This window comes from Mycobacterium sp. IS-1590 (assembly GCF_001500025.1).
Taxonomy (GTDB): domain Bacteria; phylum Actinomycetota; class Actinomycetes; order Mycobacteriales; family Mycobacteriaceae; genus Mycobacterium.
In genome coordinates this window covers 99,168-125,571 of record NZ_LQIW01000012.1, presented here as the reverse complement: position 1 = coordinate 125,571, position 26,404 = coordinate 99,168, and the positions used below count along the sequence as shown (strand labels likewise).

The window sequence follows — 26,404 nt, the reverse complement described above, 5'->3', positions numbered from 1 at the left end:
GGATAGTGCTTTTCGTTGGTGTCGTCGCGGCGATCGTCGGCGTCGCGGGCTTGTTCACTCCGGTTTCGGCATCACCCGAGAATCTGACGATCGAGTGCGGCAGCGCCGTGGCGCCCGACCTGTCCGCCGCTCGCGCGCACGACGACGGCAGCGCAGCCAACATCCCGGTTCCCGGTGGGGTGGTCGCCGACACCGACTTCACGCGGCTGTGTCAGATGAATCTCGAAGATCGGCGGATATGGACGATCACGCTGGCGGGCGCCGGTGTCGTTGCTGCCGCCGGCGCGCTCGTGCTGGGTGCCCGCTGGAAGCGAGCCAAGCGGTCCCCCTAGCCGGCCCGTGCACCGCTTCGGCAGTCCGAGCCGCTGCTTATCGCCGGCGGCCGATCCGTGCCGTGTGCATACTGAATTCAGGAGGTAAACCTTTGCAGGGCAGGCATTTTCGTGTCGGAGCGGCCGCCGCGGCAGCTCTCGTCGCCGTCGCCGGATGCACGCTGCAGTCCAATCCACAGGACGCGTCGACATCGACTCCGGCGTCGACACCGATCCCGGCAGCGACGCCGTTGACCGAGACTTCCCCGCCTTCGGCGCTGGACCGCACCGGCTACGCCGATCTGGTGGAACGCGTCAGTCCGAGCGTGGTGACCGTCGAGCGCGACGGCGGCGTCGGCAGCGGTGTGGTGCTACGCCCCGACGTCGTGGTGACCAATGCCCATGTCGTCGGCGACGCCCGCGAAGTGACCGTCATAACCGCCGACGAGGAACGTTCGCCCGGCGTCGTGGTGGGCACGGACGAGGTGACCGACCTGGCCGTCGTGCGCACGCAAGGCCAGGACATGCCGGTGCCGCAGTTCCGCGAAGATCTGCCCCGGCCCGGCGAGGTCGCCGTCGCAATCGGGAGTCCGCTGGGGTTCCAGAACTCCGTGACCGTCGGCGTCATCTCGGGTCTGCACCGAGACATCCCCGGCTCGGCGGCGAAAACTCAGTCGTTGGTGGATTTGATCCAGACCGACGCGCCCATCTCGCCGGGTAACTCCGGCGGCGCCTTGCTCGACGCTGAGGGACGGGTCGTGGGGATCAACGAGGCGTACATTCCGCCGGCAGTGGGCGCGGTGTCGTTGGGGTTCGCGATTCCCGCGGCAACGGTGCTCGACGTGGCGAATCAACTCCTCGCCGACGGCGAAGCCACGCACCCGTACCTCGGTATCTCCCTGGGCCGGCTGACCCCGGCGATCCAGCAGCTGCGGGGTGTGCAGGTCGACCGCGGTGCGTTGGTGACCAGCGTCGATCCCGGCGCACCGGCTGCCCTCGCGGGGCTTCGGCCCGGCGACGTGATCGTCGAGTTCGCCGGCAAGCCGGTGCATTCTGTCGAGGACCTACTGGGTGGCTTGCGCCAGACGCAGCCGGGGTCCGAGCAATCGATGGTGTTCATGCGCGGGGGTGACCGTGAACAAACGACGGTGACGATCGGTTCGCGCACGGGCTCACTCTCGCAACCGGGCTAGCATCCGGCCGTGATGTCGAAGGCCGCTGTCGCTGGGCGGTGAGGGTCGTCGGCGAAGTACCCGTAGCCGGTGCCGCTGATCGTGATTCGGCCGTTGTCGCGGGTTGCCCGCAGTTGACCGACGCCACCCGTCCACGCGGAACCGGTGAACCCGCCGAGGTCGCGGATCTTGACGACCTGCGCGTCGGGGCCGTCGTCCGTATCGACGATGGCCGTGAAACCCGTGTCGGTGTCCCCGCTTTCGATGGTCAGCAGCCACTTCACCTTGGCGCAGCTGACGTAGTACCGATCACCGGTGGGATGCGAGTTGATGGACACCGTCGCGGTGCCGCCCATGGGGTCGGGTGAAGCCGGCGGTGCGGAAGAGCAGCCGGCGAGCCCTACGGTCAGCAACAGCGCTGCCGCGGTGCGCGCGACGCTGACATCTTCGACCATGACCGGACCTTCGGGATCGGGTCAAAGTGATACCCGCAATGGCTGCCGGCCATACGCCGGAGGTATACAGCAAATCTCCGTGGGGAACGCGAATGTCAACGCCCGGCGAAGACGAGTAGCCGGGAAGTCATCGAGGCGGCACCATGGACAAACGATTTGCCGTTGCAACAGCAGCCGTGCTGATGATCCCGACGGGATGCGCGTCGGGCCCGGAACTGCTGGCCAAGCACCTCGTTCACGTGAGCATCGACGGGAAGGACGCCGGCGGGCACCCCGTCGATTGCACCCAGGTGGGCTGGCTGTGGAATCTCGAGACGCTCGAGCAGACGCCCGGCCTGATCGCCCAGGTTCGCACCGGGGATCCGGTCGTCGCGCGATCGGTGCAGATCAACAACCTGGGCGGGTTCACGGGCAGCTTTTGGGACAAGACCACCGGTGAGGCCGAAGCCAGCCTGGTGGACGGCAAGTTCACGATCACCGGCACCGCGGTCGGGTTCTTCCACGACGATCCGGGCGAACGCACCACCGCGCCGTTCGAGATCTCCACCGACTGCTGAGCGTTCAGCGGGTCTTGCCGAGCGCCTCGGCGGCCGCGTCCGCCCACTGCCGCCACTGCTCCGCGTTGGCCCGCGCCTCGGCGGCGTCCTTGTCGCGACCGGCGGCCGCGGCCTTCTCCGCTTGACGCTCGTATTGCTCTGCGCGGACCCGGAATTGGTCGGCTCGTGCCTGGGCCTCGGGATCCACACCGTGCGTCGGCGCCTCGCGGACCTTCTTCTCGATGGCGCGCAGACGCCGTTCCAGATCGGCGCCGCGCTCGCGGGGCACCTTGCCGATGGCGTCCCACTTGTCGCCGATCACCCGCAGCGCAGCGCGCGCCGCGTCGAGATCGGAGGTGTCGATCTTCTCCGCCTCGGCCAGCAGCGCCTCCTTGGCGTCTGCGTTGGCGCGGAACTCGGCGTCGCGCTCGGCGGTGGCCGCGTTGCGCGCCCCGAAGAACTTGTCCTGGGCCGCCTTGAACCGCTGCCACAACGCGTCGTCGACGTCCTTGGCCGCGCGGCCCGCCGCCTTCCATTCGTTCAGCAGTTCGCGGAACGCCGCGCTCGTGGGACCCCAGTCCGTCGAGTCGGCCAAGCCCTCGGCGCGTTCGCACAGCGCCTCCTTGGCCTGCCGGGCGCCGGCGCGTTCACGGTCGAGTTCGGCGAAATGCGAGCCGCGCCTGCGGTTGAACTGCTCGCGCGCCGCCGAGTACCGCTTCCACAGCGCATCATCGGTCTTGCGGTCCAATCCGGTGATCGTGCGCCACTCGTCGAGGATCTCGCGCAGCCGGTCGCCTGCGGCCTTCCACTGGGTGGAGTTGGCGGCGATGTCCTCGGCCTCGGCCGCCAGCGCCTCCTTGCGGACCGTCTGCGCGGCGCGCACCTCCTCGCGCCGGGCCTTCTCGGCCTGAGCAGTCTCGTCGGCGTGGTCGATGATCGCCTGCAATCGCTCGGCGATCGCGTCGACGTCGCCGAGCACGTGCGCTGTCGGCAGCGTTTCGGCCAGCGACTGCGCGGCCGCCTTGATCTTGCGCGCGTCGCCGGTGCCCGACTCCAGCCGGCTCTCCATCAGCACAACCTCGGTCTGCAGATCGTCGAAACGCCTCCCGAAGTGCGCGTAAGCGGCCTCGGTGTCGCCGGCCTGCCAGGACCCGATGATTCGTTCACCGGAGCCGGTGATCAGCCACACCGTGCCGTCGGGGTCCACCCGGCCGAATCGGTGCGGATCGCTGGACGGGGGCGCGACCACTGTCGGGGCTGGTCGGCCGGGCCGCGGCACGGGTCCGGGTCGCGGCGGCCCGGGCCGGGGAGCGGGTTTCGGCGAGGAGGACTGGCCCCCTGGCTGGCTGGTCGTCATGTCGGTAATCCTCGTGCCCTCCGCGGCGCGCCGCGTACCTGCCGCGCAACGCGGCGCCTGATCGCTGTCCGAACGCTATTCAAACAGGTCGCCCGGGCGCGTGCGCACAGCTTTCCCCGATGACCTGCCTAGGCTCGTCGCGACAACCTAGGGGAGGACTGCGATGGCGGGTGTGAGCGCTCAGGTGGATCTGGCCGTCGTCCTGGCACTCGGCGCCGCCGTGTTCGTGGCGATCGGCGATGTGATCCACCAGCGGCAGGCCCACGACGTCGCCGACGAGCCGGTCGGTCATCTGGAGCTGTTCAGCCGGCTGCTGCGGGACCGGCAGTGGTGGCTGGGCAGCTTCGTGGCCGCGGCGGGGTTCGCGTTGCAGGCCGCGGCGCTCGGCGTTGGGTCGGTGCTCCTTGTCCAGGCGATCCTGGTGACTTCGCTGCTGTTCGCCCTGCCGATCCACGCCCGGCTTTCGCATCAGCGGGTGACGCCGTGGCAGTGGACGTGGGCCGCGCTGCTGGCGGCGTCGGTCGTGGTGATCGTGACCGTCGGAAACCCGACCGAGGGGGACTCACGGGCCTCGTGGGAGACCTGGGCGGCGGTGCTGGTGGTGCTCGTTCCGGCGCTGGCGTTGTGCGTGATCGGGGCCAACATCTGGAAGGGACCCGTCGGCGCGGTTCTTCTGGCGCTGGTGTCCGGAGCGTTGTGGGGGCTGTTCGCTGTGCTGACCAAGGGCGTGGTCGACCGTCTCGACGACGGGCTCGAGGCCCTGTTACGCACACCTGAGCTTTACGTCTGGGCTGTGGTGGCGGTCGCGGGCACAGCGTGGCAGCAGGCCTCGTTCCGCGCCGGGTCGCTGACCGCGTCGCTGCCGACGATGACGGTGACCGAACCGGTGGTCGCCTCGATGCTCGGAGTCGTCGTCCTGGGGGAGACGCTGCGGCCGGGCGAGGAGGGCTGGCTGACGCTGATCGTCGCGGTGGTGGTGATGGTGGTTTCGACGGCCGCGCTGGCCCGCGGTGAAGCCGCCACCGCCACTGCGCCCGCATCGCATTAGCGTGGACGACGTGCTGAGCGCCATCGCGATCGTCCCGTCGGCACCGGTGATGGTGCCCGAACTCGCTGCAGGTGCCGCGCCCGAGCTGGCCGACCTGCGTGAGGCGGTGTTCACCGCGGCTGCCGGGCTGCCCTCGCGCTGGGTCGCGGTCGGGGTGGGGGAACGCGATCAGGTCGTCGGTCCCGATCAGGCCGGCACATTCGCCGGTTACGGCGTCGACGTGAGGGTCGCGTTGTCCCCAGAGGGCGACGGCGATCCGGTGACGCTGCCGCTGTGCGCCTTGATCACCGGCTGGGTGCGCGGAGCGGCCCGCCCCGACGTCTCCGCCGAGGTGCGGGTCTACGCCGACGGCCATTCCCCCGACGCGGCGCTGGCTCACGGCCAGCGGTTGCGCGCCGACATCGACGAGGCGGGCGAACCCATCGGCGTGCTCGTCGTCGCCGACGGCGCCAACACGCTGACACCGTCCGCGCCGGGCGGCTTCGACCCCGACTCGATCGCCGTGCAGGCCGCGCTGGACGACGCGTTGGCCGGCGGCGAAACCGCCCCGCTGACGCGGTTGTCCGAGGCGGTGGTGGGGCGGGTCGCCTTCGGTGTGCTGGCCGGGTTGGTCGGCCCGGGCCCCCGGTCGGCCAAGGAGCTGTACCGCGGAGCGCCCTACGGCGTCGGCTATTTCGCGGGCCTGTGGCAGCCGCGATGAGCGCTCGGACATGACGCGGCCGATCGCGATCATCGGCCCGACGGGGACCGGCAAGTCGGCGCTCGCGCTGGGCGTGGCCGAGAGATTGAGCGGCGAGATCGGCGCCGAAATTGTCAACGCCGATGCGATGCAGATGTACCGCGGGATGGACATCGGGACCGCGAAGTTGACGGTCGATGAGCGCCGCGGGATCCCGCACCACCAGCTCGACGTGCTCGAGGTGACCGAGACCGCGAGCGTGGCCCGCTACCAGCAGTCGGCCGCCGAAGACATCGAGGCCATCCTCGATCGCGGTGCGGTGCCCGTCATCGTGGGCGGGTCGATGATGTATGTCCAATCGCTGCTCGACCACTGGACGTTCCCCGCGACCGACCCGGCGGTGCGCACACGCTGGGAGCAGCGGCTCGCCGACATCGGGACGGCCGCCCTGCACCAGGAACTGGCCCGCGTGGACGCCGACGCCGCCGCCTCCATCCAGCCCACCGACGGGCGACGCATCGTGCGCGCGCTCGAGGTGGTGGAACTGACCGGCCGGCCCTTTGCCGCGTCGTTCCCCACCATCGGCGCCCCGCGCTGGGACACCGTCATCATCGGGCTCGATTGGCCCACAACGCTTCTCGACGAGCGCCTGGCCCAGCGAACCGACAAGATGTTCGCCGACGGGCTCATCGACGAGGTGTGCGCGCTGCTGAAATGCGGCCTGCGCGAGGGCGTCACCGCACCGCGGGCACTCGGTTACGCACAGGTCCTGGCCGACCTCGACGCCGGCGGCGACGGCTCGGCGGCACGCGAGCCGACGTTCGTCGGCACCCGCCGCTATGTCCGCAGGCAACGGTCCTGGTTTCGCCGCGACCACCGCATCACGTGGCTGGACGGTGCCGCCCCGGGCCTCGCGGAGGAGACGCTGCGGGTGTGGCGGGACGTACCCTGAACACGTGAGGTTCGCCAAGGGGCACGGCACGCAGAACGATTTCGTGCTGCTGCCCGACCTCGATTTCGAGCTGACATTGTCCCCGGCTGCGGTGACGGCGCTGTGCGACCGGCGCCGAGGGCTGGGCGCCGACGGTGTGCTGCGGGTGACCACCGCGCAGGCCGCGCAGCGCGCCGGTTTGTTCGACCAACTGCCGGAGGGCGTCGCCGGCGACAACTGGTACATGGACTACCGCAACGCCGACGGATCGATCGCGCAGATGTGCGGCAACGGGGTGCGGGTGTTCGCGCACTATCTGCGCGCCAGCGGCTTGGAGAGCCGCGACGATTTCGTGGTCGGGTCGTTGGCGGGTCCGAGGCCGGTGGTCCTGCACAACTGGGACGCGACGAACGCCGATGTCACCGTCGAAATGGGCAAGGTGAACCAGTTGGGCGCCGGAGAGGCGATCGTCGGCGGCAGGCCATTCGCCGGGCTCGCGGTCGACGTCGGTAACCCCCACCTGGCCTGCGTCGACCCCGACCTGACGCCCGAGGAGCTGTCCGCCCTCGATGTCGGGGCGCCGGTGTCCTTCGACACCGCGCTGTTCCCGGAGGGGGTCAACGTCGAGGTGCTGACCGCACCGGTGGACGGCGCGGTGACGATGCGCGTGCACGAACGTGGGGTGGGCGAGACCCGGTCGTGCGGAACGGGCACCGTCGCCGCCGCGGTCGCCGCGTTGGCGTACTCCGGCGCCTCCACCGGCAGCCTCGACGTCCGAATACCGGGCGGCGAAGTCTCGGTCACCGTCACCGAGGCCAGCAGTTTTCTGCGCGGCCCGTCGGTCCTGGTGGCCCACGGCGAGCTGTCCGAGGAATGGTGGAACGTTGCGCAACGTTAATTGGGGTGCATGAAAAGTGATCTCCGTGCGAACCTCTATTCGCCTATGACGTATCCCGATCCTTCAACCCACAGCGCCCCGAGCGCAGGCGAGCTGGCTCTCGAAGACCGCACCGCGCTGCGCCGCGTGGCTGGTTTGTCAACCGAACTGACCGACATCTCCGAGGTCGAGTACCGCCAGCTCCGGCTGGAACGCGTGGTGCTGGTCGGCGTCTGGACCGAAGGCAATGCCGCCGACGCCGAAGCCAGCCTGGCTGAACTGGCCGCGCTCGCCGAAACCGCGGGTTCGGAAGTGCTCGAGGGCATCATCCAGCGTCGCGACAAGCCGGATGCCTCGACCTACATCGGCTCGGGCAAGGCCGCCGAGCTTCGCGAGATCGTGCTCGCGACGGGTGCCGACACCGTCATCTGCGACGGTGAACTCAGCCCCGCCCAGCTAACGGCCCTCGAGAAGGCGGTCAAGGTCAAGGTGATCGACCGCACCGCGCTGATTCTCGACATCTTCGCCCAGCACGCGACCAGTCGCGAGGGCAAGGCGCAGGTGACCCTGGCGCAGATGGAGTACATGCTGCCCAGACTGCGCGGTTGGGGCGAGTCGATGTCGCGGCAGGCCGGCGGCCGTGCCGGCGGTGCCGGCGGCGGGGTGGGCACGCGCGGTCCCGGTGAGACCAAGATCGAGACCGACCGTCGTCGCATCCGCGAGCGGATGTCCAAGTTGCGACGCGAGATCAAGGACATGAAGAAGATCCGCGACACCCAGCGCAGCGGCAGGCGCCGCAGCGAGGTGCCGTCGGTCGCGATCGTGGGTTACACCAACGCGGGCAAATCCAGTCTTCTCAACGCGCTCACCGGCGCGGGCGTGCTGGTGGAGAACGCGTTGTTCGCAACGCTCGAACCGACAACGCGCCGAGGCGAATTCGCCGACGGCAGGCCGTTCGTGCTGACCGACACCGTCGGGTTCGTTCGTCATCTGCCCACCCAGCTGGTGGAGGCCTTCCGCTCCACGCTGGAGGAGGTCGTCGACGCCGACCTGCTGGTGCACGTCGTCGACGGATCCGATGTCAATCCGCTCGCTCAGATCAACGCGGTACGGACGGTGGTCAACGAGGTCATTGCCGACCACGATGGGGCCAGGGCACCGGAACTGTTGGTGGTCAACAAAATCGACGCCGCCGACGCCTTGACGTTGGCGCAGCTGCGTCGCGCCCTGCCCGATGCGGTGTTCGTGTCAGCGCGCACCGGTGACGGGCTGGAGCGCTTGCAGCAGCGGATGGCCGAGCTGATCACACCCACCGACGCGGTGGTCGACGTGACGATCCCTTACGAGCGCGGCGATCTGGTTAACCGTATGCACGCCGAGGGCCGTGTCGATGCCACCGAGCACACCGCCGAGGGGACCCGGATCAAGGCCCGGGTGCCGGTTCCACTGGCCGCCGCGCTGCGCGAGTACTCGACGTTCTGAGGGCGGCCCGGAGGCCTGGGCGCACAGAGGCGCGGAGGGTTCGATCCCTCCGCGCCTCTCGCTGAATGACTACCGGTCGTCGGATGGCCGCTGCTCGGACTCTTGCCGCTTCTCGGCCGTCTTGGCCGCGGCCCGCGCGCTCTCGGCCTCGGCTTCCTTCTGCGCGGCGTTGCGCTGAGCGTCCGCCTTGTCCTGCTGCGCCTTGCCCTCGCGGTACAGGTCGTCGCGACCGGCGACGGCGCCTAGCACCTCTTTGGCCTTGCCCTTGGCGCCCTCGACGACACCTTTGATGGCCTCTTCGGGCCCACTGTTGTTCTTGTCGGACACTGCGGCTTCCTCCTTGCCGATCGGGTCGGTGTGACCGTCCAATACCCGAAACGCGGTTTCGCTAATCGGACAACCTGCTGGCGGTGAGGAGGCTCACAGCCCTTCGATCACGGGCGGCTCGTGTGCCCGTACCGGCGGCAGGTCGCCGGTGTACTTCTCGACCTGCACCAACACATGTGCACCCGTGCAGCCGTGCGCGAGCGAAGAGGTCCCCACGTCGTCGGTCAGCACGTTGGGATTTCCGTGCGCGCACATCGAATCGCGATCGCCCGGTTCGACGGGGTCGAACCAGGCGCCGGTCGACAACTGCACGACGTCGGGGCGCAAGCGATCGTCGATCACCAGTCCGGCCAGGCACGCCCCGCGGTCGTTGAACACCCGCACCACGTCGCCATCGACGAGGTTACGATCGGCGGCATCGCGCGGATGCATCCGGATAGGCTCGCGCCCTTCGACTTTCGACTTCTGGCTGACCGCTCCGCCGTCCAGTTGGCCATGCAGCCGAGACGCCGGTTGATTGGCCAGGAGGTGCAGGGGATAGTCGACCGCCCGTGGGCCGCCAAGCCATTCGGAAGGCTCATACCATTTCGGGTGTCCGGCACAGTCGGCGTAGTCGAAGCCGTCGATGTCGGCGGAGAAAATCTCGATCAAGCCACTCGGAGTGCCGAGTCGATGGGTCAGGGGATCGGCGCGGAAGTCGGCCAGCAGTGTGAGGCCTTCCTCGACAGGCAACCGCAGACGCCCACGCCTCCAGAACTCGTCGAACGTCGGAACGGTGAAATCCAGCTCGGAGGCCCACTTGTCGTACAGGTGCGCGAGCCACTGTCGCGGCGTACGGCCCTCGGTGAACTGGTGGCCGAACCCCAGACGATCGGCCAGTGCGGCGAAAGTCGCGTAATCGTCGCGTGATTCGGCGAACGGTTCGGCGAGCTTGGGCATCGCCATCAACATGGGGTCGTTGCGCGACCCCGAATAGTCGTCGCGTTCGAACGATGTCGTCGACGGCACGACGATATCGGCGTGTTTGGCCATTGCGGTCCAATAGGGTTCGTGCACAACGAGGGTGTCGACGCGACCGAGTGCCCGCCGCAACCGGGGGAGGTTCTGGTGGTGGTGGAAGGGGTTGCCGCCCGCCCAGTACACCAATCTGATGTCGGGGAAGACGAGCCGTTGGCCGTTGTAGTCGAACGGCTCCCCGGGTCGCAACAGCAGATCGCTGATTGCGGCCACCGGAATGAATGTCCGCACCGGGTTGATGCCCTGTGGGAGCCTTGGCAATCCGCACCGCAGCGGCGCCAGACCGGGTTCGTTCATCGAGCCGTAGCCGTGCCCGAATCCGCCGCCCGCAACGCCGATCTGGCCGAGCATGGCCGCCAGTGTCAAACCCATCCACGGTGCCTGCTCGCCGTGTCGCGTTCGTTGCAGTGACCAGCTGACCGTGACGATCGTGCGGTGCTGCGACATTCGCCGGGCCAAGCCGACGATGTCGTCAGCGGGTATGCCGGAGATCGCCGACGCCCACCGAGCAGTTTTCGGCACCCCGTCCTCGGCTCCGAGAAGATAGCGCTCGAAGCGTTCATAGCCGGTGCAGTACGTGCTCAGGAAGTTTCGGTCGGCCAGGCCCTCTGTGGCGAGCACATAGGCGAGCCCGAGCATGATCGCCACGTCGGTGCCGGGCACCGGCGCAAACCATTCACATTCACCGTCGACGTCATCGCGCAGAGGGGAGAACGACACAATTTGTCCGCCGCGGGCTCGGTAACGGCGCAGCGCGTCCCGCGCCGGATGCGCGGTCGTCCCACCGTGGTTGATCGCCGTGTTCTTCAGTGCCAGCCCGCCGAAACACACCAGAAGTTCGGTGTGTTCGACGATGACCTCCCACGAGGTGGACCGCTTGAACAGGTCGTCGTGTGTGCCCACCACGCGCGGCATGATCACTCCTGTCGCGCCGAGGCTGTAGGAGTGACGGGAAAACGTATAGCCGCCAAGGAGATTCAGAAAACGATGCACCTGGCTCTGGGCGTGATGAAAGCGCCCTGCGCTCGACCAGCCGTACGAACCGCCGAAGATCGCCTCGTTACCGTGCGCGTCGACGACCCGGCGCAGCTCATCGGCGAGCAGTTCGGTCAGTTGGTCCCATGTGACGGCGACGAACTCGTCGGCACCGCGCCGAGTCGTCGGACCCGGCCCGTCGCGCAACCAACCGCGGCGGACGACGGGCGTGGCTATCCGTGATCGGTGTCGAAGCGAGCCCGGCAGATTGCCGAGCAGCGGTGAGGGGTCCGCGTCGCCGTCGAAGGGTCTGACCGCGTAGATGTCACCGTCTCGCATGTCGGCGGCGAAGGCTCCCCAGTGCGTCAGGCTGACCGGGGTGGACACCGGATCAGTCTAGGTGCGGACATCTCCCGGCCCGGTCCGGCCAACCGCCCCGGGCGCGCACGGATAGCGAATGGCGATTTGCCCACAAACGCGTGCACGGGCCGTCGACCGCACAAGACATTGCCTGGTAGCTACCAATATTTGTGCAAATACTTCGCGTATGCCCGCCATTCACCACTGCTGCGTGCAAACTGATTGCTGCGCTGCAACGGGACCGTGATGACGAATAGTGGGGATGCCGTCGCGATTAAATCGAGCGGCACGGCGGGGTTATCCACAGCGAATGGAGTGTCGGCAGGTATTTTCTTCCGAAGATCGGCGTGTTCGTTGGTTATTGGCGTCTGGCGACAGATAGAGGACGGGTGCGAAAAACTCGAGCGAAATTTCGTACCGACCCGGGAGGTCGAATGATCGGGCAGAACAGCCGGGGCACCACTTTGTTGGGCCGGATGGCGATCGGTCTGCTCGTGGGCGCCGTCGCCCTACTGCTACCGCCGGTGGCGAGCGCATCGCCGGAATCCGATGCCGCCAACGCCGCGATCACCGCGGCCTGGGACGGGAGCGGCGGTGACGGCGGCCCCTTGGGCCCCAGGCAGGGCGACGTCTACCCGGTGGGGGATGGGTTCGCCCAGAACTTCGCCGGCGGCAAGATCTTCTTCACACCCGACACCGGCGCTCACATCATGCGCGGCGCAATCCTGGAGAAGTACGAATCGCTCGGTGGACCGGCCGACAGCGACCTCGGCTTCCCGACCATGGACGACGGCCCGGGGCGCGCGCCCGGCAGCTTCAACGTCACGTTCAGTGCCAGTGACAAACCGGTGATCTTCTGGACGCCGGACACCGGCGCGCGCGTGGTCCGGGGACCCATCAACGCGGCCTGGGACAAGTTGGGCGGTTCCACGGGATCGCTCGGAGTGCCCGCCGACGACGAGACCTACCGCGGCGATCTGATCACGCAGCGATTCACCGGCGGTGAGATCACCTACAACACCCGCGACAAGACGTTCACCACGGTGCCCCCCGATGCCGCCGGGCAGTTGGCGGACGTGCAAATCCCCGGTGATGCGACGTCGGCGATCAACGCTGCACGGCGCGCGGCCGGAGGCCCGCTGGGCCCGCTCGGCGCCGCGGAAGGACCGCCGTACCAGATAGGCGAAGACGGACTCGGTCAGAACTTCGCCGGAGGCAAGATCTTCTACAGTCCGGACACAGGGGCGCGAGTCGTCACCGGACAGGTCCTGGCCAAGTACGAAAGCCTCGGCGGGCCCGAGGGCGATCTCGGATTCCCGATTGCCAGTGAGGCCGACGGCGGGCTGCCCACGACGAGCCGGATGTCGCGGTTCGCCGCCGACGACAAACCGGTGATCTTCTGGACGCCGGACCACGGCGCGGTGCTGGTACGCGGCGCGATGAGTGCGGCGTGGGACAAGCTCGACGGCGCGGAGGGGACGCTCGGCGCACCGATGGCCGACCAGTCCGAGAAGGGTGACGTCATCACCCAGCGGTTCACCGGCGGCGTGGTCTCCTGGAATCGGTCCACCGGCGAGTTCAGCACCGAACCGCCCAATCTCGCGACCGAGTTGGCCGGGCTGGATTTGCCCGCCGAGCAGAGTTCGGAAACGCCGGGTACCCCGCGCGCCTCCGACTCCGGGGGCAACGGGAACTGGTTCAGCTTCAGCTGGTGGTGGTTGCTCGCGATCGTGCCGGTGCTCATCCTCGTGGGCCTGGTGGCGTTCGCGACCCTACGCAACCGGCGCCGTAGCGACATCGATCGTCCAGGCCCCGTCGATGACCGCTACGACGACTCGTACGGCGCCGAGGCCGAACAGGCCTACAGCACGCTGGGTACGGGTGCACAGGCATCGAGCGGCGGCGATCCATCGGCGGCAATGTTCGGCGATCGGTACGCCACTGAGGGTTTGGGTGCGCTGTCTGCACCGGGGGAGTCGGGATCGACATCATCGGCCAATCCGTGGGAGGCGCCGTCGGAGGGCTTCGACGGTGCCTCAGACACGTCGGCATTCGGTGTGAGCGAAGAGAACCCGGACAACGTCGACACCGCACCCACGCGGATACCGGGTTCCGGAGAGGCCGGTATCGCCGCCGAGCGCCTGGCCGCCGGCGCGGGTGAGACGGCCGACGAGCAGGACAGCGGGCCCGAGGACTCCGACGCCGAGGAGCCTTGGTCGGCGTCCGATGAGTCCTGGGCGGCGCCCGACGAGCACGGCGCGGCGTTCGAGGAACGTGGGGCGGTGTTCGAGGATCACGACGCGACGTTCGATGCCCGCGGTGCGACGTTCGAGGCCCGCGATATACCCGCCGAGCCGGCGGAACGCGAACCTGTGCAACGGGATCCGCTGACTGACACCGGACGTCACGCCAAGATCGTCATCGACGAGCCGGAAGTTCCCAGCCCCGCATTCCGCCTCCCGTTCGGCGACTCCGGGCAAGCCCCCGAGGGTTACCCGATCAAGGCCGACACCCAATCGGGCCTCTACTGGCTTCCCACCTCGGCCGACTACGACGACGTCCAAGCCGAAATCTGGTTCTCCAGCGAGGAATTCGCGATAACGAACGGGTTCGTCCGGGCCGACTAAACCTTTCGTATGACGGTGACGACCTTGCCCAGGACCGCGGCGTCGTTACCCGGGATCGGATCGAAGGCCGGATTGTGCGGCATCAACCACACCTGTCCGCGCGTACGTTTGAACGTTTTGACGGTGGCTTCGCCGTCGATCATCGCGGCCACGATGTCGCCGTTGTCGGCGACGTTTTGTTGACGCACGACCACCCAGTCGCCGTCGCAGATCGCGGCGTCGACCATCGAGTCGCCGACCACCTTGAGTAGGAATAGCGAACCCTCGCCGACCAGTTCGCGCGGTAGCGGGAAGACGTCTTCGACCGCCTCCTCGGCCAGAATCGGCCCGCCCGCGGCGATGCGCCCCAGTACCGGCACGAATGTCGGCTCCGGTAGGGAATCGGAGCCGGCCACGTCGGTGGCGACGATGGGGCTCGCGTGGTCGTCGGCGCCGCGCACGTCCACTGCACGCGGCCGGTTGGGGTCGCGGCGCAGGTAGCCCTTGCGCTCCAGCGTGCGCAATTGATGCGCGACCGACGAGGTGGAGGTCAGGCCGACCGCATCGCCGATCTCCCTGATGCTCGGGGGATAGCCGCGGCTGGTGACCGATGCGCGGATCACGTCGAGGATGGTGCGCTGACGTTCGGTGAGCCCGGAGTCCACAGATCTGGCCCCGCTTGTGCCGTCCGGATTATCGCTGCTGGAGTCCATGCCGCCGAATGTAACCCGCGGCACACGATTAATCAAACATGTGTTCGAGGCGTGTCGGCGCCGTGGTCCTCGAGAAGTCGCGTAAACCGCGGACCCATTTTCTGTCGGTGCCTTGTCCTATCGTTTCACAACAGTTCGATCACACGTTCTATCTTTCGAACATGTGATCGAGTATGTTTCGAACACAAGAGCGAAAACAGCGGATCGGAAGGCAGGCAGATGACCGTTCTCGACACCCATGAATTCCAGGCCCCGCGCGTGGTCAGGACCGGTATCCGGCCTGCAGACGCCCGTCGGCGGCGCCCCACGTCGACCCGCCCGGCCGGGGCGGCGGTGCGTTATCGCGGCACCGGGGTACTGATGTCGCGCGCATCGCACCGACGGCGGCCGATCACCCCCGCCACCACCGTGCTCCTGTCCTTGGTCGCGGCGGGAATCACGATGTGGCTCGGCCTGGTCGCGCAGTTCGGTGGCGTCGTGGGCACCACCTCGACCGCGGTGCCGGAGCGGCTCGCGGTGGTCCAGGTGCAGACCGGCGAGAGCCTGCAGCAGGTGGCCACGCGAGTGGCCCCCGATGCTCCGGTTGGGCAGGTGATGGATCGGATCAGCGAGCTCAACCAGCTCGATTCGCCCGCACTGGATGCCGGGCAGACGCTGATCGCGCCCGTCGGCTGACGGCCGCGGGTCGCCGTCCAAACAGCTTGTTGCGCAGACATGTTCACCGACAGATCGGCGGACTACGTGCCGTTCAGCCCGGTGCTGGGCTTTCGCAACCCGCCGCGGGTACGCTCGGAGAGGTTCGAGTTGATCATTTGTTGGCGCGGCGAAGGAGCGGTGATGCACTGTCCGTTCTGCCGTCACCCGGATTCGCGGGTGGTCGACTCGCGTGAAACCGATGAGGGTCAGGCCATCCGGCGACGCCGTTCATGCCCGGAGTGCGGACGCCGGTTCACCACGGTCGAGACCGCCATTCTGGCCGTCGTCAAGCGCAGCGGTGTCACCGAGCCGTTCAGCCGCGAGAAGGTCATCAAGGGCGTGCGGCGGGCGTGCCAAGGCAGCCAGGTCGACGAGGACGCGCTGAACCTGTTGGCCCAGCAGGTGGAGGACACGGTGCGCGCCGCCGGATCGCCCGAGGTGCCCAGCCACGAAGTGGGACTCGCAATCCTGGGGCCGCTGCGCGATCTCGACGAGGTCGCGTACCTGCGCTTCGCCTCGGTGTATCGCGGATTCACCTCGGCCGAGGATTTCGAGCGCGAGATCGAGGCATTGCGGGCGCACCGGAATTCGCCGCAACCGACCGCAAGCTGAACAGCCGGTCGAACGTCTCGTCAGTCGATCTGCTTGATGCCGTCGTTGACGACGCGGCCGGCGACACGCACCCAGCCTTCGGGGCTCCACTCGGTGTAGATGTGCGAACCCCGACCCTGCACGATTGTCAGGTCCCGACTGAGGTAGTCGGTGATCCGCACGGCGGCGGTTCCCGTTGCCTCGTCTTCGGGCACACCGAGATCGGTGGCGAACATCCGTGACCGCAATTCGCCCTTGTCCCGGTCGATCCACGTCCACAGGTAGTGATTGATGTCGTCGGGATAATCCGACGGGTCGAGCGCCAAGAGCTCGTCGAGTGAGCCGATGTCGTGGATGGCGAACTCGGGTGCCCACTCCGCGCGGGCCCGCACGGAGGTCAGGCCGTCGTCGTGGGCAACCTGGACGATGCCGGCGGGAACCCGCAACGTGTGCACGGGCGTGCCCTGCTCGCGAAGCCACCACGCGGCACCGACGGTCGGGTGACCGGCGAACGGCATCTCGACGACCGGAGTATGGATATGCGCGTGTGCCGTGCTTGTGCCCGGTGCGGGCAGGTCGACGAAAATGGTTTCGCTGTAACCCAATTGGGTGGCGATCCGTTGACGATCGTCCGGGTCCACCGTGCTGGCGTCGACGACACCGAGGGGGTTTCCGTGATTGCCGTCAGGGTCGGCGAATACTCGCAACACCGTCACGTCGATGGCCATGGGCCCGATGCTACTTCGTATTCGCGTGCCGTTGGCCGGGTCGCTGTGCGCGGGAAGGTCAGGTCGCGCTGCGCTCGTCGGTTCCCATCGCGTCGAGCACCGCGACCCGGGTGTCGGCCGATCCGGAGATGGTGCCTTCGGTGATCCCCGCCCGCAGCAGTCCGCGCAGGTACTCCTGGTCGTAGACCGCCGGTTCGGTGCTGTCGATGAACTTCTGCACCACCTCGACGAAACGCTCCGGGTCGTCGTGGAACGGGAAATGCCCGGAGCCATCGAAGATTTCCAACCGCGATCCCGGCATCGCGGCGTGGGCCATCCGGGCGTGGCTGACGGGGATCACGGCGTCGCAGCTGCCCCAGATCAGCTGAACCGGAACCGACTGCGTCAGGTAGCAGCGGTCCAGCATGGTCACCACTTGGCCGCGCCAATCGACGACGGCGCGCAGGGTACGGGCGAACGCCGATGACGCGGTCGGTTCGGGCAGGTCATTCAGGATGCGTAGCACCTGAGGCAGGTCGCGACCGAGGCCGGTCGAGCCGAACACCCCGCCGGCGACGCGGCCCACCGCCTGCAGTGCCGGCAGCACGAACGGCAACCGTAGCAGCGCCAGCGCTTCACTGCCCATCGGCAGGGAGGCGAAGCGCAGCGCAATGTTGACGTCCTTGGTGACCCCGCCTGCGCCGACCAGGATGAGACGGTCGACCAACTGCGGGAACTGGTATGCGAATTGCATGGCCACACCGCCGCCCAGCGAATGACCGATCACGGTGACGTGGTCGATGTCGAGGATGCTGAGCAAATCACGCATGCCGTTGGCGTAAGCGGCTACCGAATAATCGGCACGGGGTTTGTCGGATTTGCCGTGGCCCAACAGATCCGGAGCGATCACGGTGAACCGCTGCGCGAGCTTCGACTGAACCGTTTCCCACGTGGTGGAGTTGTCGCCGATTCCATGGATCAGCAGGATCGCGGGCCCCGAACCGGCGACCCGGTACGCGCGCCGGTATCCGTGAATCGTGCTGAACTGCAGGACGGGTGTGAGGTCCCGTACAGGGCGAAGGTTCGGCTTTCGCGGCGGCATTGCGTCAACTTAGCGGGCCGCACGGCGCCGCGCCCCTCGAGTCGCCCATTGACCGGACGGCTCACCTTATTTGGCGTCGTCGCCGTCTTCGAATCGGTCCTTCGATTTCTTCTCGGCCTGCTGGGCCAGGAACCGCTCGAACTCGGCGCCGAGTTCCTCACCGCTGGGCAGGTCTTCGTCGCTGGCGAGCAGGGACCGGTTCTCCTGGGCCGCCATGTAGGCGTCGTACTGGCGTTCCAGAGCGGCGACCACCTGCGCCACCTCGGGGCTCTGCTCGACCTGCTCGTTGACCTTGGTCAACACCTGCGCACCGGCCGTGACCAACGCCTCGAGCGGGATCTGCAACGACGCACTCCTGGCGACTTCGGCCAACAACGCCTCAGCCGCCGCGGGATAGTCGGTCTGGGCCAGATAGTGCGGGACGTGGACGGTGAAGCCGACCACTTCGTGCCCGTGCTGCGACATCCGGAACTCGAGCAGGTTCGACGCGCTCGCGGGGACCTGAACCTCGCCGATCCACGGCTGGTGTTCGGCGATGAGCTCCTTGTCGCTCGAGTGCGCGGTCATCGTGATGGGGCGAGTGTGCGGCACCGCCATGGGAATGGTGCCCAGCCCCACCACGCGGCGCACGTCGAGCCGTTCGGCCAGAAGCCGGACCGCGGTGATGAAACGCTCCCAGCGCAGGTCGGGTTCCAGGCCGGCCAGAAGCAGGAACGGGGTGCCGACGCTGTCGCGCATCGCGTACAGGTTGAGTTCCGGATCCTCGTAATGGGTGAAGTGGTCGGTCTTGAACGTCATCAACGGGCGCCGCGACCTGTAGTCCAGCAGCTCGTCGATCGCGAACGACGCCACCAACTCGGTGTCGAGCGTGTCCTTCAGATGCTGGGCGGCCAAGCGAATCGCGTGCCCGGCATCGGAGAAGCCCTCGAGGGCGTGGATGAGCACCGGCCCCCGGCCGTCCGTGGAGGACAGTTGGGGCGCGGGGAACTCCAACTCGTACATGCCTGAGTGTTCCGGCTGGTAGTGCTGTTCGGGATTACCAGCGTTGTCAGCCATGAGCCTCGCCTCCTTACGGTGGTGCCAGACCGTTACCGTCTTCGTACAGTGACAACTAGTCTCGCGCACGTTGCGTTCCCGCTGGCGGGCATCCCATGCGCGCAGCGGTGAAAACGTTTGCCGCGGGTCCGACTGTCAGGTGCGGAACTGGTTGAGTGCCCGCAGCTTGTTCATCACGTCCAGGGCCGCGACCTTGTAGGCCTCCGAGAAGGTGGGGTAGTTGAACACGGCGTCGACGAGGTAGTCGATGGTGCCTCCGCAGCCCATCACGGCCTGGCCGATGTGCACCATCTCGGTGGCGCTGGTGCCGAATATGTGCACGCCGAGCAAGCGCAGATCGTCGGTCGACACCAGCAGTTTGAGCATGCCGTACGAATCCCCGGCGATCTGACCCCTGGCCAACTCGCGATAGCGCGAGACCCCGACCTCGTAGGGGATCGCGCTACGGGTCAACTCGACTTCGGTGGCACCGACATAGGACACCTCCGGGATCGAGTAGATACCGATGGGCTGCAGGTCGGTGATGCCCTTCGCCGGCTCGCCGAACGCGTGGTAGGCCGCCAGCCTGCCCTGGTCCATCGACGTCGCCGCCAGCGCCGGAAAGCCGATCACATCACCCACGGCGTAGATGTGGTCGACCTTGGTCTGGAAGTTGCTGTCAACGTCGATGCGGCCGCGCGCGTCGGTCTGCAGTCCGGCGTTGTCGAGATCGAGATGGTCGGTCTGGCCCTGCCGACCCGCCGAGTACATCACGGTCTCGGCTGGAATCTGCTTGCCGCTGGCCAGCGTGGTCACAGTGCCTGCGGCCCCGACGTCCACGGCCGTCACCTCCTCGCCGAACCGGAACGTCACGGCGAGGTCGCGAAGATGGAACTTGAGTGCCTCGACGATCTCGGGGTCGCAGAAGTCGAGCATGTTGTCGCGCTTCTCGACGACGGTGACCTTGGTGCCCAGCGCGGCGAACATCGACGCGTACTCGATGCCGATCACCCCGGCGCCGACCACCACCATCGTCGAGGGCAGCGACTTGAGGTCGAGGATCCCGTCGGAGTCCAGCACACGGTCCTCGTCGAACTCGACACCCGCCGGACGGGCCGGTTTGGTGCCGGTGGCGATCACGATGTACTCGCCGCTGACGGTGGTGCGCTCACCGCGGGTGGGTTCCTCGACCAGGACGGTGTGCGCGTCGATGAACCTGCCGTGGCCCTGGATGAGGTCGATGCGGTTGCGCATCAACTGCGAACGGACGACGTCCTGCTCCTTGCCGATCACGTGGCTGGTTCGCGCCAGCAGGTCGGCGGGCGTGATCTTCTCTTTCACCCGGTAGCTGGCGCCATAGAGCTCGCGCTGGCTCATCCCGGTGAGGTAGACGACCGCCTCGCGCAGCGTCTTCGACGGGATGGTGCCGGTGTTCACGCACACCCCGCCGAGCATCCGTCCGCGCTCGACGACGGCGACCGTCTTCCCGAGCTTCGCCGCGGCGATCGCCGCCTTCTGCCCGCCTGGTCCCGAACCGATGACCACGAGGTCGTACTCGAGCATGGAAGCCATGGCAACAAGGTGTACGCCGGTTGGGCGAGTTCTGCACGCCGACTGGCCTCAACTGAAGCTGAATTCATCCCCAACCTCGGATTGATCCACAGCGGCGCGGGCCGCGAGCGTCGACGGGCGACTGCCGTCCGAGGCGGCGGGGAAGGTCACCCCATGACCACCTCACCCTCACCCGATTTCTACCTCGACCGCCCGGCGGTGCTGATCGCCGCCCTGCCCGCCGTTCTCGGCTTCGTTCCCGAGAAATCCCTCGTGCTCGTCACCGTCGACCGCGGCGCCATGGGATGCGTCATGCGGGTGGACCTCTCCGACGAGCTGGCCGATTCGGTCGAGCACATCGCCGAGGTCGCCGCAGCGGCGCGGCCGGACTCGGCGATCGCCGTCGTCGTCGACGAGGACGGGGCGGGCTGCCGGCTGTGCAACGACGAATACCGGGCGCTGGCCGCCATGCTGGCGTCCGCCCTGGCCGACCAGGACATCGAACTGCTCGCCGCCCATGTCGTCGACCGGATCGCGGCCGGCGGGCGGTGGCACTGCGCCGACGGGTGCGGCGCGTCGGGCATCGTGGACGACCCGTCGGCGTCGCCGCTGGCGATGGCAGCCGTGCTGGACGGGCGCCGGCTCTATACCCGCCGTACCGAACTCCAGGAGGTCATCGCGGTCACCGATCCCGTTCGCGCACAAGCATTGACGGGACTCATCGCGGACTCGCAGGCACGTCGATCAGATGCCGACGCGTGCGCCGAGATCGAGGCCGTGATCGCGGCGGCCGCGCGAATGTCCGAAGGTGACGACCTGCCCGACGAGACGGTGGCCCGGATCGCGGCTGCTCTGACCGATCTGCAGGTGCGCGACACGCTGTACGCACTGGCGGTGGGTGAGCGCGCGGCGCACGCCGAGTCGCTGTGGGCGGAGTTGTCCCGCCGGCTCCCAGAGCCGTGGCGCGCCGAAGCGCTGGCGTTGTTGGCGTTCTCGGCCTACGCCCGCGGTGATGGCCCGTTGGCCGGGGTGTCCCTGGAGGCGGCGCTGCGCTGCGACGGCACCCACCGGATGGCCGGCATGCTCGACACCGCGCTGCAGTCGGGTCTGCGCCCGGAGCAGATCCGCGAGCTGGCCGCGACGGGCTACCGGTTGGCCGACCAGCTGGGCGTCCGGTTACCGCCCAGGCAGGCGTTCGGACGACGGGCCGGTTGAGCGCACGTCACCGGCTCGGGCCAGGTCAGACCTTCTCGACCTTCACGGCGTGCGCCATCTGGTGGGGTAGTTCGACCTGTTCGTGACCGGGGATCACGATCATCACCCCGCCGTGGTCGTTGGTCTGCACGGTCACGCGGGCGTTGGGCACCACACCGGCGTCCTTGAGTCGGCTGATCAGGTCGGCGTCGCCCTGCACGTGCTCGGTCAGTTGCCGCACCACCACCGCGACGGGCATTCCGGCGGGCAACTCGGTCAGCCGGACGAGGTTCAGCCGGTCGCGATCCGTCGTCGTGCTGATCAGGCCCAGCTCCGAGAGTCCCGGGATCGGGTTACCGAACGGCGAGGTGGTCGGGTTGTTGAGGACCTGGACGAGTCGGCGTTCGACGTCCTCGCTCATCACGTGTTCCCAGCGGCAGGCCTCGGCGTGGACTTCCTCCCAGGGCAGGCCGATGACGTCGACGAGCAGCCTTTCGGCGAGGCGGTGCTTGCGCATGACGGCGACGGCGAGGGCGCGGCCCTTGTCGGTCAGCTCGAGGTGTCGGTCGCCTGCGACGTGTAGCAGGCCGTCGCGCTCCATCCGGGACACCGTCTGGCTGACGGTGGGGCCACTCTGATCGAGACGTTCTGCGATGCGCGCACGCAGGGGTACCACGCCCTCTTCCTCGAGGTCGTAGATCGTCCGCAGGTACATCTCCGTGGTGTCGACCAGATCATTCATTGCGCTAACCCTCCGTCAGGGGTCGAGTCTACCGGCTGAAGGGCCTGAACAGCGTTGTTACGTCCGCGACACCGGATGGCCTGATACGACACGATCCCCGCCGGTCGTAGCGGCGGGGATCGTGTCGGGGGCGTCTAGCTGGCGTACGAACGGAGGCGATCGGCACGCTCGCCGTTGCGGAGCTTGGCCATGACCTCGCGCTCGATCTGGCGCACCCGCTCGCGGGAGAGCCCGAACAGCTTGCCGATCTGGTCGAGTGTGCGGGGCTGGCCGTCGTCGAGGCCGAACCGCAGCCGGATCACCTGCTGTTCGCGTTCGTCGAGGGTGGCGAGCACGTGCCGGATGTCGGTGTGCAGCAGTTCGGAGATCACCGCGTTCTCCGCCGACATCGCCTCGGCGTCCTCGATGAAGTCGCCCAGCGGTGCTTCCTCGTCGCTGCCCACCGGCATGTCGAGGCTCACCGGGTCGCGGCTGTGCTCGAGCAGATCGGTGATCTTCTCCACCGGAATTCCGGACTCGGCCGCCAACTCGTCATCGGTGGCTTCGCGGCCGAGGTTCTGGTGCATCTCGCGCTTGATCCGAGCGAGCTTGTTGACCTGCTCGACGAGGTGCACCGGCAGCCGGATCGTGCGGCTCTGGTCGGCCATGCCGCGGGTGATCGCCTGGCGGATCCACCACGTGGCGTACGTCGAGAACTTGAATCCCTTGGCGTAGTCGAACTTTTCCATCGCCCGGATCAAACCCAGATTGCCTTCCTGGATCAGGTCGAGCAACGGCATCCCGCGGCCGGTGTAGCGCTTCGCCAGCGAGACGACGAGGCGCAGGTTGGCCTCGAGAAGGTGGCGCCGCGCGGCTTCACCGTCACGGACCACTGCAGCAAGATCACGTTTGCGATTCTCGCCCAAGCGCTTCCGCGTCTCCAACAGGTGCTTGGCGTAGAGCCCGGCCTCGATGCGCTTGGCGAGTTCCACCTCATCGGCGGCGTTGAGCAAGGCAGTTTTGCCAATACCATTGAGATACACGCGTACGAGGTCAGCCGCTGGACTCTGGGCGTCCAGGTCCTGGTCGACGCGGATGGTGCTGGCATTTGCCATGACGGCCTCCTGATCAAGTCGAACTGTCATGAGCTACAACGCCCACGAGGTCCAAAGAGTTCCCAGCCATTGGCTGGTTCACACCTTCTGATCAGCGGTTTCTCGGAGTCGACCTGAGAATGTCCTTAGAAAAGGGATAGAAGCGTCTCAGCTGGGAACATCACCATTCGAGCCCCGCCCCTCGGGTTGCGGCGGTGCCGTGGTGTGCTGCTCGAGCGCCGGCCGATCCGCGGTCGCGACCTCGGGGGAGTGACGGCGGTTGTCGTATCGACGCGGCTCCTCCGGACGCCGCGGCGGGCGGTCGTTCGCGATGAGCACGGCGATCCACGGCAACGGAATCGAGCCGACGAGAATCGCCAACGAGATCAGGCCGTTGTGCCAGATGCCGTAGGCGACCGCGGCCAGCACGAGGGCCGGAATGCGAAACGACATGAGCGTCAAGTACTTGCGAACCCGTTGGCGGTGCTGTTCCTCGTAGGCCGGCGCGGCGCGAGTGATCAGGACGGGTCGGCCGTCGTCGTCGAAACTCAGCTCGGGGCTTTGTTTCATACCTTCACTGTCCCACATTGCGGCTCCGCTGTACGGGTCGGTTTTCTTACGGGCAAAATGGTTGTCATGCAAACCCAGACGATCGAGCGCACCGACACCGACGAACGCGTCGACGACGGGACTGACAGCGATACCCCGAAGTTCTTCCACTATGTCAAGAAGGACAAGATCGCCGAAAGCGCGGTGATGGGCACCCACGTCGTCGCGCTGTGCGGCGAGGTGTTTCCGGTGACGAAGTCGGCCAAGCCCGGGTCGCCGGTGTGCCCGGACTGCAAGCGCATCTACGAAAAGCTCAAGAAATAGCCCGGTCGCTCGCCGCTCCGGCAGCCCCCGCCGGAGACGCCGGACCAGCTGCTGGAGCCGCGGGCGCTGCCTCCTCGGCCACGACGCCGTTGAGTGATTCGGCTTTTCCCTTCAGCCACCAGTGGAAACGCTTGGCGTGTGTGTCGGCCGCCGGCCACTCTTCCTGGACCGCCGCGTTGAGTTCAGCGCCGATCATGATCGCGAACCCGAGGAAGAACGCGAACAACAAGAAGGCGATCGGCGTCGCCAATGCGCCGTAGGTGTAGCCGGTCGCGGTGATCCAAGTCAGGTAGAAGCGCAAACCGAACGTCGCCAATAGGAACACCAGGGTGGCAAGGATCGAGCCCAGCAGTAACCGGTGCGACGGCAACGGCTTGGGCAGCGAGACCCGGTAGAGCAGATTGACGGACACGATCAGCGCCAGGACCAACACGGGGTAGTAGCCGAACCGCAGAACGTGGTCCCAGCTGTCGGGTATGTACGTGGCGATCTTGCGCGGCCCCAACGCGATGAACGGCGCCGCGAGGATCGCGCCCACCAACATCACCACGTAGAGGCCGAGCGCATAGAACCGCTGACGGACCGGGTGGCGCAGCGGCGTCTGGCCGTGCGCCTCGGTGATCGAGTCGACGAACGCCGAGATGGCCGAGGACCCGGCCCACAACGAGATCACGAATCCCAACGACACCACTTCACCGCGCGCGCCCTTGACGATGTCGCGGACCGTCGGCTCGATGATCTCGGTCACCACGTTGGTGGAGAAGAACCGCGCAGCCGTGTCGATGATCTGGTTCTCGATCATCGGAAGCGTGTCGGGTCCGAACAACGGAGCGATGTAAGCCAGGCTCCCGAGCATTCCCAGCAGCAGCGGTGGCAGCGACAGCGCCGACCAGAACGCCGCCTGCGCGGACTCCGAGAAGATCGAGTCGTCCCAGCTCTTGGACAAGGTGCGCCGCAGGATGTGGCGAATGTGGTGGCGCGACGGCTTCGTCGGCAGCGGCCGGGGCTGGTCACTCATGACCAGTCCAGCATTCCTGACGAAAGGTGCTCCCGCCCAGAGCGGCTGTCAGCCGTGTCGAGTGCTATGCCTCCACCGGGCTGACCTCGAGCACGGCCGCCAACTCGATCAGCTTGGCCTCGTGCTCATTGGCGTGGTGTTGGCAGAAGAGCAACTCCGCTCCCGACGGGAGCTTCGCGCGCACCCGCGCTGCGGCGCCGCAACGATCGCAGCGGTCAGCCCGGGTCAGTGGGGGACTGGTGAGCGTTGCGTTCGTCATTGCGGACCTCCGTACTGTCGCGTGCATCTACTGTCTCAGACGTTTTGGGTTTCGGCGTTGTTCCCAAAGGCTCTACCGGTGTGTCGTGTCTCACCGTCACCCCGAGTTGCCGACGCGGCAGGCTGACTATATGAGCCCGCCGCCCACCGTACTGGTCCACTTGTGTAGCAAAGACGAATGGCAGTCCGCTCAAGCGTGCGGCGAGCATCGTCCCGCTTCGTTGACCGCGGGCGGCTTCGTGCATCTGTCGACACCCGAGCAGGTGCACCTGCCGGCCAACCGGCTGTACGCCGGTCGTACCGACCTGGTGCTGCTCCACATCGACGCCGCACGACTGTCCTCTCCGGTTCGCTGGGAAGCCGGTGTGCCCGCTGATCCCGTGGGGATGGAGTTCCCACATCTGTACGGCCCTTTGCCAATCGGAGCTGTGATCCGCGTCACGTCGTATCTGCCGGATTCCGAGGGCCGGTTCGCTCCGGTGGCGCACTGACCCTCTCGACATAGGCGTCGGCCTCGATCTCCACCAACAGGTCTGGAGCGATCAGCGCGGACACCTCCACCATCGTGGTGACCGGACCGATGTCGCCGAAGACCTCGGCGTGCACGGCGCCCACCTCGCGCCACCTCGTACGCCGAGCCGGAGGACACGTTGCGTCGCTCTCGCACCGCATAAAACTGGATCACTTCCACCGGCCGGAGGGCCCTACGTACACTTAC

Annotated in this window: 28 protein-coding genes and 1 pseudogene; 14 read left to right on the top strand and 15 right to left on the bottom strand. The window is 67.4% G+C overall.

What is annotated here, in order from left to right:
* Window positions 1–5: 5 nt before the first annotated feature.
* Together AU197_RS10055 and AU197_RS10050 are read left to right on the top strand one after the other, a co-directional pair.
* On the top strand, window positions 6–332 hold the full coding sequence (locus tag AU197_RS10055) for a hypothetical protein (protein WP_231744885.1): 327 nt from the start codon (window positions 6–8) through the stop codon (window positions 330–332).
* A gap of 92 nt (window positions 333–424) precedes the next feature.
* On the top strand, window positions 425–1,504 hold the full coding sequence (locus AU197_RS10050) for a S1C family serine protease (RefSeq protein WP_231744884.1): 1,080 nt from the start codon (window positions 425–427) through the stop codon (window positions 1,502–1,504).
* Here AU197_RS10050 and AU197_RS10045 read toward each other — a convergent pair.
* Complete coding sequence (locus AU197_RS10045; protein WP_064402426.1) at window positions 1,501–1,938, bottom strand: lipoprotein LpqH; 438 nt, start codon at window positions 1,936–1,938, stop codon at window positions 1,501–1,503. The two genes, AU197_RS10050 and AU197_RS10045, sit on opposite strands and share 4 nt — an antisense overlap.
* A 143-nt stretch (window positions 1,939–2,081) precedes the next feature.
* On the opposite strand from AU197_RS10045, the gene AU197_RS10040 reads away from it, so the two are divergent.
* On the top strand, window positions 2,082–2,495 hold the full coding sequence (locus AU197_RS10040) for a lipoprotein LpqH (protein ID WP_064402425.1): 414 nt from the start codon (window positions 2,082–2,084) through the stop codon (window positions 2,493–2,495).
* 4 nt (window positions 2,496–2,499) lie between these two features.
* Here the strand turns inward: AU197_RS10040 and AU197_RS10035 are convergent, their stop codons facing one another.
* Window positions 2,500–3,831 (bottom strand): DUF349 domain-containing protein, encoded by a 1,332-nt coding sequence (locus tag AU197_RS10035; RefSeq protein ID WP_064402423.1) that lies wholly within the window; start codon window positions 3,829–3,831, stop codon window positions 2,500–2,502.
* Between the two features lie 163 nt (window positions 3,832–3,994).
* Here AU197_RS10035 and AU197_RS10030 point away from each other — a divergent pair, with 163 nt between their 5' ends.
* From AU197_RS10030 to hflX, 5 genes are read left to right on the top strand one after another with little or no spacing between them, the layout of a single operon-like run.
* The gene (locus AU197_RS10030) at window positions 3,995–4,879 is read left to right on the top strand and encodes a DMT family transporter (RefSeq protein ID WP_064402422.1); all 885 of its coding nucleotides are present in this window, start codon (window positions 3,995–3,997) and stop codon (window positions 4,877–4,879) included.
* Window positions 4,880–4,889: 10 nt separating this feature from the next.
* Complete coding sequence (locus AU197_RS10025; RefSeq protein WP_064402855.1) at window positions 4,890–5,579, top strand: class III extradiol ring-cleavage dioxygenase family protein; 690 nt, start codon at window positions 4,890–4,892, stop codon at window positions 5,577–5,579.
* Between the two features lie 10 nt (window positions 5,580–5,589).
* Window positions 5,590–6,510 carry a tRNA (adenosine(37)-N6)-dimethylallyltransferase MiaA gene (gene miaA, locus AU197_RS10020; protein WP_064402420.1) on the top strand — a complete coding sequence of 307 codons (921 nt, stop codon included), beginning with the start codon at window positions 5,590–5,592 and terminating at the stop codon, window positions 6,508–6,510.
* Between the two features lie 4 nt (window positions 6,511–6,514).
* On the top strand, window positions 6,515–7,387 hold the full coding sequence (gene dapF, locus AU197_RS10015; RefSeq protein ID WP_064402418.1) for a diaminopimelate epimerase: 873 nt from the start codon (window positions 6,515–6,517) through the stop codon (window positions 7,385–7,387).
* A gap of 45 nt (window positions 7,388–7,432) precedes the next feature.
* Window positions 7,433–8,848: a GTPase HflX gene (gene hflX, locus AU197_RS10010; RefSeq protein ID WP_064402417.1), complete on the top strand. Its 1,416-nt coding sequence runs from the start codon at window positions 7,433–7,435 to the stop codon at window positions 8,846–8,848.
* A 69-nt stretch (window positions 8,849–8,917) separates the two neighbouring features.
* Here the strand turns inward: hflX and mbp1 are convergent, their stop codons facing one another.
* Both mbp1 and AU197_RS10000 read right to left on the bottom strand, forming a co-directional pair.
* Window positions 8,918–9,175 carry a microaggregate-binding protein 1 gene (mbp1, locus tag AU197_RS10005; protein ID WP_064402854.1) on the bottom strand — a complete coding sequence of 86 codons (258 nt, stop codon included), beginning with the start codon at window positions 9,173–9,175 and terminating at the stop codon, window positions 8,918–8,920.
* 93 nt (window positions 9,176–9,268) lie between these two features.
* Window positions 9,269–11,554, bottom strand: a complete 2,286-nt coding sequence (locus AU197_RS10000) for a molybdopterin guanine dinucleotide-containing S/N-oxide reductase (protein ID WP_286145559.1) — start codon at window positions 11,552–11,554, stop codon at window positions 9,269–9,271.
* Window positions 11,555–11,961: 407 nt separating this feature from the next.
* Between AU197_RS10000 and AU197_RS09995 the strand changes: the two genes are divergently transcribed.
* Window positions 11,962–14,154 (top strand): LGFP repeat-containing protein, encoded by a 2,193-nt coding sequence (locus AU197_RS09995; RefSeq protein ID WP_064402414.1) that lies wholly within the window; start codon window positions 11,962–11,964, stop codon window positions 14,152–14,154.
* Here the strand turns inward: AU197_RS09995 and lexA are convergent.
* Entirely contained in the window at window positions 14,151–14,846 is a 696-nt protein-coding gene (lexA, locus tag AU197_RS09990; protein WP_064402413.1) for a transcriptional repressor LexA, read from the bottom strand. The two genes, AU197_RS09995 and lexA, sit on opposite strands and share 4 nt — an antisense overlap.
* A 219-nt stretch (window positions 14,847–15,065) precedes the next feature.
* On the opposite strand from lexA, the gene AU197_RS09985 reads away from it, so the two are divergent.
* Both AU197_RS09985 and nrdR read left to right on the top strand, forming a co-directional pair.
* Window positions 15,066–15,521 carry a LysM peptidoglycan-binding domain-containing protein gene (locus AU197_RS09985; protein ID WP_064402411.1) on the top strand — a complete coding sequence of 152 codons (456 nt, stop codon included), beginning with the start codon at window positions 15,066–15,068 and terminating at the stop codon, window positions 15,519–15,521.
* A gap of 162 nt (window positions 15,522–15,683) precedes the next feature.
* Window positions 15,684–16,154, top strand: coding sequence for a transcriptional regulator NrdR (gene nrdR, locus AU197_RS09980; protein WP_064402852.1), 471 nt, complete (start codon window positions 15,684–15,686; stop codon window positions 16,152–16,154).
* A 20-nt stretch (window positions 16,155–16,174) separates the two neighbouring features.
* Here nrdR and AU197_RS09975 read toward each other — a convergent pair whose 3' ends face one another.
* The 4 genes from AU197_RS09975 to sthA form a co-directional block, all read right to left on the bottom strand.
* The gene (locus tag AU197_RS09975) at window positions 16,175–16,861 is read right to left on the bottom strand and encodes a PhzF family phenazine biosynthesis protein (RefSeq protein WP_064402409.1); all 687 of its coding nucleotides are present in this window, start codon (window positions 16,859–16,861) and stop codon (window positions 16,175–16,177) included.
* Window positions 16,862–16,919: 58 nt separating this feature from the next.
* Window positions 16,920–17,942: an alpha/beta fold hydrolase gene (locus tag AU197_RS09970; RefSeq protein ID WP_064402407.1), complete on the bottom strand. Its 1,023-nt coding sequence runs from the start codon at window positions 17,940–17,942 to the stop codon at window positions 16,920–16,922.
* A gap of 66 nt (window positions 17,943–18,008) precedes the next feature.
* Complete coding sequence (locus AU197_RS09965; protein ID WP_064402405.1) at window positions 18,009–18,998, bottom strand: proteasome assembly chaperone family protein; 990 nt, start codon at window positions 18,996–18,998, stop codon at window positions 18,009–18,011.
* Window positions 18,999–19,133: 135 nt separating this feature from the next.
* Window positions 19,134–20,540, bottom strand: a complete 1,407-nt coding sequence (gene sthA / locus AU197_RS09960; protein WP_156434383.1) for a Si-specific NAD(P)(+) transhydrogenase — start codon at window positions 20,538–20,540, stop codon at window positions 19,134–19,136.
* A 162-nt stretch (window positions 20,541–20,702) separates the two neighbouring features.
* On the opposite strand from sthA, the gene AU197_RS09955 reads away from it, so the two are divergent.
* Window positions 20,703–21,743: a DUF4192 domain-containing protein gene (locus tag AU197_RS09955; protein WP_064402402.1), complete on the top strand. Its 1,041-nt coding sequence runs from the start codon at window positions 20,703–20,705 to the stop codon at window positions 21,741–21,743.
* Window positions 21,744–21,768: 25 nt separating this feature from the next.
* Here AU197_RS09955 and AU197_RS09950 read toward each other — a convergent pair whose 3' ends face one another.
* The 3 genes from AU197_RS09950 to AU197_RS09940 all read right to left on the bottom strand — a co-directional run bounded on the left by AU197_RS09950 (window position 21,769) and on the right by AU197_RS09940 (window position 24,107).
* Window positions 21,769–22,464 (bottom strand): iron-dependent transcriptional repressor DtxR, encoded by a 696-nt coding sequence (locus tag AU197_RS09950; protein WP_064402400.1) that lies wholly within the window; start codon window positions 22,462–22,464, stop codon window positions 21,769–21,771.
* A gap of 134 nt (window positions 22,465–22,598) precedes the next feature.
* A complete protein-coding gene (sigB, locus tag AU197_RS09945; protein ID WP_064350920.1) occupies window positions 22,599–23,558 on the bottom strand; it encodes a sigma-70 family RNA polymerase sigma factor SigB in 960 nt (319 codons plus the stop codon).
* A 147-nt stretch (window positions 23,559–23,705) separates the two neighbouring features.
* Window positions 23,706–24,107, bottom strand: a complete 402-nt coding sequence (locus AU197_RS09940; protein ID WP_156434372.1) for a DUF3099 domain-containing protein — start codon at window positions 24,105–24,107, stop codon at window positions 23,706–23,708.
* Between the two features lie 66 nt (window positions 24,108–24,173).
* Between AU197_RS09940 and AU197_RS09935 the strand changes: the two genes are divergently transcribed.
* Window positions 24,174–24,410 (top strand): DUF3039 domain-containing protein, encoded by a 237-nt coding sequence (locus AU197_RS09935; protein ID WP_064402851.1) that lies wholly within the window; start codon window positions 24,174–24,176, stop codon window positions 24,408–24,410.
* Here the strand turns inward: AU197_RS09935 and AU197_RS09930 are convergent.
* Window positions 24,400–25,428 carry a YihY/virulence factor BrkB family protein gene (locus AU197_RS09930; RefSeq protein ID WP_064402395.1) on the bottom strand — a complete coding sequence of 343 codons (1,029 nt, stop codon included), beginning with the start codon at window positions 25,426–25,428 and terminating at the stop codon, window positions 24,400–24,402. The two genes, AU197_RS09935 and AU197_RS09930, sit on opposite strands and share 11 nt — an antisense overlap.
* A gap of 64 nt (window positions 25,429–25,492) precedes the next feature.
* Window positions 25,493–25,687 (bottom strand): DUF7455 domain-containing protein, encoded by a 195-nt coding sequence (locus AU197_RS09925; protein WP_064350917.1) that lies wholly within the window; start codon window positions 25,685–25,687, stop codon window positions 25,493–25,495.
* Window positions 25,688–25,817: 130 nt separating this feature from the next.
* Here AU197_RS09925 and AU197_RS09920 point away from each other — a divergent pair, with 130 nt between their 5' ends.
* A complete protein-coding gene (locus AU197_RS09920) occupies window positions 25,818–26,177 on the top strand; it encodes a DUF952 domain-containing protein (protein ID WP_064402393.1) in 360 nt (119 codons plus the stop codon).
* Here AU197_RS09920 and AU197_RS25980 read toward each other — a convergent pair.
* A pseudogene (locus AU197_RS25980) lies at window positions 26,125–26,316 on the bottom strand (Rid family hydrolase); the annotation flags it as partial. The gene AU197_RS09920 and the pseudogene AU197_RS25980 overlap by 53 nt on opposite strands.
* Between the last annotated feature and the right edge of the window lie 88 nt (window positions 26,317–26,404).

Coding starts and splice junctions, on each gene's coding strand:
- AU197_RS10045 (WP_064402426.1), bottom strand. CDS start 1,938: ATGGTCGAAGATGTCAGCGTCGCGCGCACCGCGGCAGCGCTGTTGCTG.
- AU197_RS10040 (WP_064402425.1), top strand. CDS start 2,082: ATGGACAAACGATTTGCCGTTGCAACAGCAGCCGTGCTGATGATCCCG.
- AU197_RS10035 (WP_064402423.1), bottom strand. CDS start 3,831: ATGACGACCAGCCAGCCAGGGGGCCAGTCCTCCTCGCCGAAACCCGCT.
- AU197_RS10030 (WP_064402422.1), top strand. CDS start 3,995: ATGGCGGGTGTGAGCGCTCAGGTGGATCTGGCCGTCGTCCTGGCACTC.
- miaA (WP_064402420.1), top strand. CDS start 5,590: ATGACGCGGCCGATCGCGATCATCGGCCCGACGGGGACCGGCAAGTCG.
- hflX (WP_064402417.1), top strand. CDS start 7,433: ATGACGTATCCCGATCCTTCAACCCACAGCGCCCCGAGCGCAGGCGAG.
- AU197_RS09995 (WP_064402414.1), top strand. CDS start 11,962: ATGATCGGGCAGAACAGCCGGGGCACCACTTTGTTGGGCCGGATGGCG.
- lexA (WP_064402413.1), bottom strand. CDS start 14,846: ATGGACTCCAGCAGCGATAATCCGGACGGCACAAGCGGGGCCAGATCT.
- AU197_RS09985 (WP_064402411.1), top strand. CDS start 15,066: ATGACCGTTCTCGACACCCATGAATTCCAGGCCCCGCGCGTGGTCAGG.
- nrdR (WP_064402852.1), top strand. CDS start 15,684: ATGCACTGTCCGTTCTGCCGTCACCCGGATTCGCGGGTGGTCGACTCG.
- AU197_RS09975 (WP_064402409.1), bottom strand. CDS start 16,861: ATGGCCATCGACGTGACGGTGTTGCGAGTATTCGCCGACCCTGACGGC.
- AU197_RS09970 (WP_064402407.1), bottom strand. CDS start 17,942: ATGCCGCCGCGAAAGCCGAACCTTCGCCCTGTACGGGACCTCACACCC.
- AU197_RS09965 (WP_064402405.1), bottom strand. CDS start 18,998: ATGGCTGACAACGCTGGTAATCCCGAACAGCACTACCAGCCGGAACAC.
- sthA (WP_156434383.1), bottom strand. CDS start 20,540: ATGCTCGAGTACGACCTCGTGGTCATCGGTTCGGGACCAGGCGGGCAG.
- AU197_RS09955 (WP_064402402.1), top strand. CDS start 20,703: ATGACCACCTCACCCTCACCCGATTTCTACCTCGACCGCCCGGCGGTG.
- AU197_RS09950 (WP_064402400.1), bottom strand. CDS start 22,464: ATGAATGATCTGGTCGACACCACGGAGATGTACCTGCGGACGATCTAC.
- sigB (WP_064350920.1), bottom strand. CDS start 23,558: ATGGCAAATGCCAGCACCATCCGCGTCGACCAGGACCTGGACGCCCAG.
- AU197_RS09940 (WP_156434372.1), bottom strand. CDS start 24,107: ATGAAACAAAGCCCCGAGCTGAGTTTCGACGACGACGGCCGACCCGTC.
- AU197_RS09935 (WP_064402851.1), top strand. CDS start 24,174: ATGCAAACCCAGACGATCGAGCGCACCGACACCGACGAACGCGTCGAC.
- AU197_RS09930 (WP_064402395.1), bottom strand. CDS start 25,428: ATGAGTGACCAGCCCCGGCCGCTGCCGACGAAGCCGTCGCGCCACCAC.
- AU197_RS09925 (WP_064350917.1), bottom strand. CDS start 25,687: ATGACGAACGCAACGCTCACCAGTCCCCCACTGACCCGGGCTGACCGC.
- AU197_RS09920 (WP_064402393.1), top strand. CDS start 25,818: ATGAGCCCGCCGCCCACCGTACTGGTCCACTTGTGTAGCAAAGACGAA.